Annotated in this window: 3 protein-coding genes and 1 pseudogene; 3 read left to right on the top strand and 1 reads right to left on the bottom strand. The window is 73.1% G+C overall.

Going from position 1 to position 4,256, the window contains the following annotated elements:
- The 3 genes from QN357_RS18040 to QN357_RS18050 form a co-directional block, all read left to right on the top strand.
- The coding region (locus QN357_RS18040; protein WP_323505305.1) for a nitrilase-related carbon-nitrogen hydrolase at positions 1 to 947 on the top strand (947 nt) is incomplete at its 5' end.
- Positions 944 to 2,059, top strand: coding sequence for an agmatine deiminase family protein (locus QN357_RS18045; RefSeq protein WP_322189407.1), 1,116 nt, complete (start codon positions 944 to 946; stop codon positions 2,057 to 2,059). The genes QN357_RS18040 and QN357_RS18045, both read left to right, overlap by 4 nt.
- 332 nt (positions 2,060 to 2,391) lie before the next feature.
- Positions 2,392 to 4,011: a hypothetical protein gene (locus tag QN357_RS18050; protein WP_322189406.1), complete on the top strand. Its 1,620-nt coding sequence runs from the start codon at positions 2,392 to 2,394 to the stop codon at positions 4,009 to 4,011.
- A gap of 16 nt (positions 4,012 to 4,027) precedes the next feature.
- Here the strand turns inward: QN357_RS18050 and QN357_RS18055 are convergent.
- Positions 4,028 to 4,256, bottom strand: a pseudogene (locus QN357_RS18055) (hypothetical protein); the annotation flags it as partial.

Consider the following 4,256-nt stretch of genomic DNA (forward strand, 5'->3'; position numbering starts at 1 on the left):
CCACCCCGCTCCGGGTCGGCCTCGTGCAGCACCGCTGGCACGCGGACGACGCGGCCCTCCGCGCCGAACTCGCCGAGGGCATCCGCCTCGCCGCCGCCGCGGGAGCCCGGATCGTGTTCCTCCCGGAGCTGACCCTCCGCAAGTACCCCGGCAACCGGCGCGCGACCGGCGTGCCCAAGCTCGATGCCGAGGACCTGCTCACCGGCCCGACCTTCGCCTTCGCCGCCGAGCAGGCCCGCGCGCACGGCGTCGTCGTGCACGCCTCGCTGTTCGAACGGCCGGACCCGGCCGACCAGCCCGGCGACCCGCGCGGCTACAACACCGCGATCATCGTCTCCCCCTCCGGCGAGTTGCTCGGCCGTACCCGCAAGCTGCACATCCCGGTGACCGAGGGCTACTACGAGGACACCTACTTCCGCCCCGGGCCTCCAGAGGACGCATACCCCGTCTACGCGCCGGCCGAACTCGACGGCGCCCGCATCGGCCTGCCGACCTGCTGGGACGAGTGGTTCCCCGAGGTCTCGCGCCTCTACGGCCTCGCCGGGGCGCAGATCCTCGCCTACCCGACCGCGATTGGCTCAGAACCGGGCTTCCCGGCCTTCGACACCCAGCCGATCTGGCAGCACGTCATCGTCGGCAACGGCATCACGAGCGGCCTGTTCATGGTCGTCCCGAACCGCTGGGGCGACGAGGGCGACCTGACCTTCTACGGCTCCTCGTTCATCTCCGACCCCTACGGGCGGATGCTGGTCCAGGCCCCCCGCGACACGTCGGCCGTGCTCGTCGCCGACCTCGATCTCGCCCAGCGGGCCGAGTGGCTGGCCCTGTTCCCGTTCCTGGGCACGCGCCGGCCCGACAGCTACGCGCGTCTGACCGCCCCGGTCGAGCTGACGCATCCGTTCGGTGCGGACGCGGACTCGAGCGCGGGCGCGGCGGACCGCGCATGACCTGGCGGATGCCCGCGGAGACCGCGTTGCACGAGCGGGTCTGGATGGCCTTCCCCTCCGACGGTTACACGCTCGGCGACACGGCGGCCGAGGCGGAGGAGGCGCGCAGCACCTGGGCGGCCGTCGCACACGCGGTGCTCGAGTTCGAGCCGGTGACCATGGTCGTCGACCCCGGCGGGAGCACGGCCGGGACCGGCGCACGCGACGCGCGCGCCGCCGCCGCGCGGCACCTCTCCGCCGGCGTCGACGTGCTCGAGGCCCCGCTCGACGATGCCTGGATGCGCGACATCGGGCCGACCTTCGTGCTCGACGACAACGGCAGGCTCGGCGCCGTCGACTGGATCTTCAACGGTTGGGGCGGCCAGGACTGGGCGAGCTGGGGCCGCGACGCCGACATCGCCGGGATCGTGACCCGCGCGGCCGGGGCGACACCGGTGTCCTCGCTGCTCGTCAACGAGGGCGGCGGCATCCAGGTCGACGGCGAGGGCACCGTCATCGTCACCCAGACCGTGCAGCTCGACCCCGGCCGGAACCCGCACGCGGACCGGGCCAGGGTCGAGGCCGAACTCGCCCGCACCCTCGGGGCGACCCACGTGATCTGGCTGCCGCGCGGCCTCACCCGCGACCAGGCCCGCTTCGGCACCCGCGGGCACGTCGACATCGTCGCCGCGATCCCCATGCCCGGCACGCTCCTGGTGCACGCCCAGAACGACCAGGCGCATCCCGACTACACCGTGACCCGCGAGCTGCGCGCGGTGCTCGCCGCCTCGACGGATGCCGCAGGCCGGCCCTGGACGATCATCGACCTGCCCGCGCCCGCCCGGATCTCCGACGACGAGGGATTCGTCGACTACAGCTACGTGAACCATCTCGTGGTCAACGGCGGCGTCATCGCGTGCGGCTTCGGCGAACCCCGGGCGGATGCCGCGGCCCGGTCGATCCTCGAGGACGCCTACCCGGGGCGGAAGGTTGTGACCGTGGACGCGCGGCCGCTCTTCGCCCGCGGCGGAGGCATCCACTGCATCACCCAGCAGCAGCCCGCGGCGGCTAAACCCGCCGCAATGTCTGGCGGTGAGGCTGTCGGCGCAGCTAGGGTATGTGTGGGCGTGTGATTACCCCCTGTTCCGGGGTCAGTCGCACGGCCGACCCTACCCATCTATCACTACGTAACCATTCGTCGGAAGGTCTGTCGTTCGCCCCGGCGGCTGATTCGATTTTCCAGACGGTGTCGGACCCCTCGCAGCACTGACTGCGCGCCGGTCCCCTCCGTTCGACTGCCGACTTCACGGTCCCGAAACCCGGGTCGGCTGAGCACCCCGACGAAGAGGTGACGTCGAAGCGAGAAACGCGGACCCGCCGTGACCCACCCGACACCCGATACACCTGTACCCCCAGCCGGCGACCGGCCGCTGGCCTCCGCCACTGGACGTGCGGGAGTCCTCGAATGAGCGCCGCAGGCGATTTCCGTGACGTGGAACGCGAGGCCCTGCTGCGCCGCAGCCAGCGCTCCGCCGCACGCTCCGCGGCGAAGAATCCCCCGGTCGCACGCGCAAGCCAGCCCTCGACCGGGACCTCCCCCGTCGTCCGGCTCGGGCGCAGCGCAGCGATCACCTTCAACCCGGCGCTCCTGAGCGCCGCAGAGCGCAGCCGGTTCAGCCGGCACATGAACGCCCGGGTGTCTCCGGGCAAGGGCGTGCTCTCCAACGCGGAGTACTACGCCCAACAGGCCTTTGTCGACGTCGCCCAGATCTCGGTGCCCACGGTCAGCGGCCGGGACAACGTGAACTGGGTGCTCAAGCGCGGCGACGGCAGCACGGAGGTCGTCCCCGACTTCGTGGCCCGGGCCGTCCAGCCGCGGGAAACCGGTCATCCGGGCGTGAGCGCTGCCGTGACCGCGCCCGTTGCGGTGCCGGTTGTTCTTCCGGCCGCCGCGCTCCAGGCCGCGCCGCCGGTCGCCGCGCCGCTCGCTGGCGCACCGTTTGCTGCCGCGCCGCCGCTCGCCGCGCAACTGGCCGCTGCACCGCCGGCGCGACCCAGTGCATCGGCTGCCGCTGCCGCGCTTGCCGCAGCCGCAGAGACCGCGGTCGCTCAGGCAGCCGCGGCGCAGGCCGCCGCCGCGCAAGCCGAGGCGGCACAGGCCGAGGCGGCGCACGCCGCCGCCGTGCAAACCGCTGCAGCACAAGCAGCGGCACACCGTGCGGCTGAGCAGGCCGAGGCAGCGCACGCCGCGATCGAGCAGGCCACCCGGGCGCAGGCCGCAGCCGCTCACGCCGAAGCACAAGCCGCGGCAGAAGATGCCGCAACCGCGCAGGCCGCAGCCGCGCACGCAGCGGCACAGACGGCGTCAGCACAAGCCGCCGCCGCACAGGCATCCGCGGCACAGGCCGCGGCCGCACGGGCCGCCGCAGCGCAAGCGATCAACGTGCCGCTGCACGTGCCACTGGCCGGCCCGTCGCGACTGCCCGCGCCGCCGGAACCGGAACCGGTGTCGACGGTGCGGTCCGCTGCGGTGTCTGCTGCACACCTCGCCGCACAGCGCGCACCCCAGGCACCCCTGACCCGGTCAGCGCGTGCGCCGATGGCGCCCGCGCCGGGCGCGCCGATCGTGGCGAACTACGTCGGCACGGTCACGGGTTCTCAGGTCCTGCGCGCCGAACGGGACAGGGCCAGGGAGATCCTGGCCAGGGCCACGGGGCTGCGGGTGAAGACCGGGCAGAAGAGCACGGGCCCGAACTATCGCGCCGCGCTCATCTCCGAGAACCGGGCGCGCACGAAGTTCTTCGAGCTGAATACCCAGACCGAGCAGGCCACCGCCCGCGAGGCGCGCATCGAGTACGCCGCGCTGCTGAGTTCGCTGACCGAGGGCACCGAGAACCATCGGATCGAGTACGAGGCGCAGCTCTCAGCGCTGCTCGCGGGTGTCGCACTGCCGGCCCTGACGGAGCGGATCGCGGCCGCCGAGGCGATCGTGCACCGCCAGGACGAGATCGCCGGGCTCGCCACGGATTCCGCGGAGCGCTGGGCGGCCGGCTCCCCGCAGCGGAAGGTCAACCACATCGAGTAGGCCGGGTCGCGCGGGCTCAGCGGGGCGGCATCCGGATTCCGCCGTCGAGCCGGATCGTCTCGCCGTTGAGCATCGGGTTCTCCACGATGTGCCGCACGAGCGCGGCGAACTCGTTCGGGTCGCCGAGCCGGGCCGGGTGCGGAACCTGCGCGGCGAGCGACTCCCGCACGACGGCGAGGGCACCGTCATCGTCACCCAGACCGTGCAGCTCGACCCCGGCCGGAACCCGCACGCGGACCGGGCCA

The organism is Cryobacterium sp. RTC2.1, from assembly GCF_035018685.1.
Classification (GTDB): Bacteria; Actinomycetota; Actinomycetes; order Actinomycetales; family Microbacteriaceae; genus Cryobacterium; species Cryobacterium glucosi.

What these genes read in the sequence shown, in the direction of transcription:
- QN357_RS18045 (WP_322189407.1), top strand. Translation starts at nt 944, where the DNA reads ATGACCTGGCGGATGCCCGCGGAGACCGCGTTGCACGAGCGGGTCTGG.
- QN357_RS18050 (WP_322189406.1), top strand. Translation starts at nt 2,392, where the DNA reads ATGAGCGCCGCAGGCGATTTCCGTGACGTGGAACGCGAGGCCCTGCTG.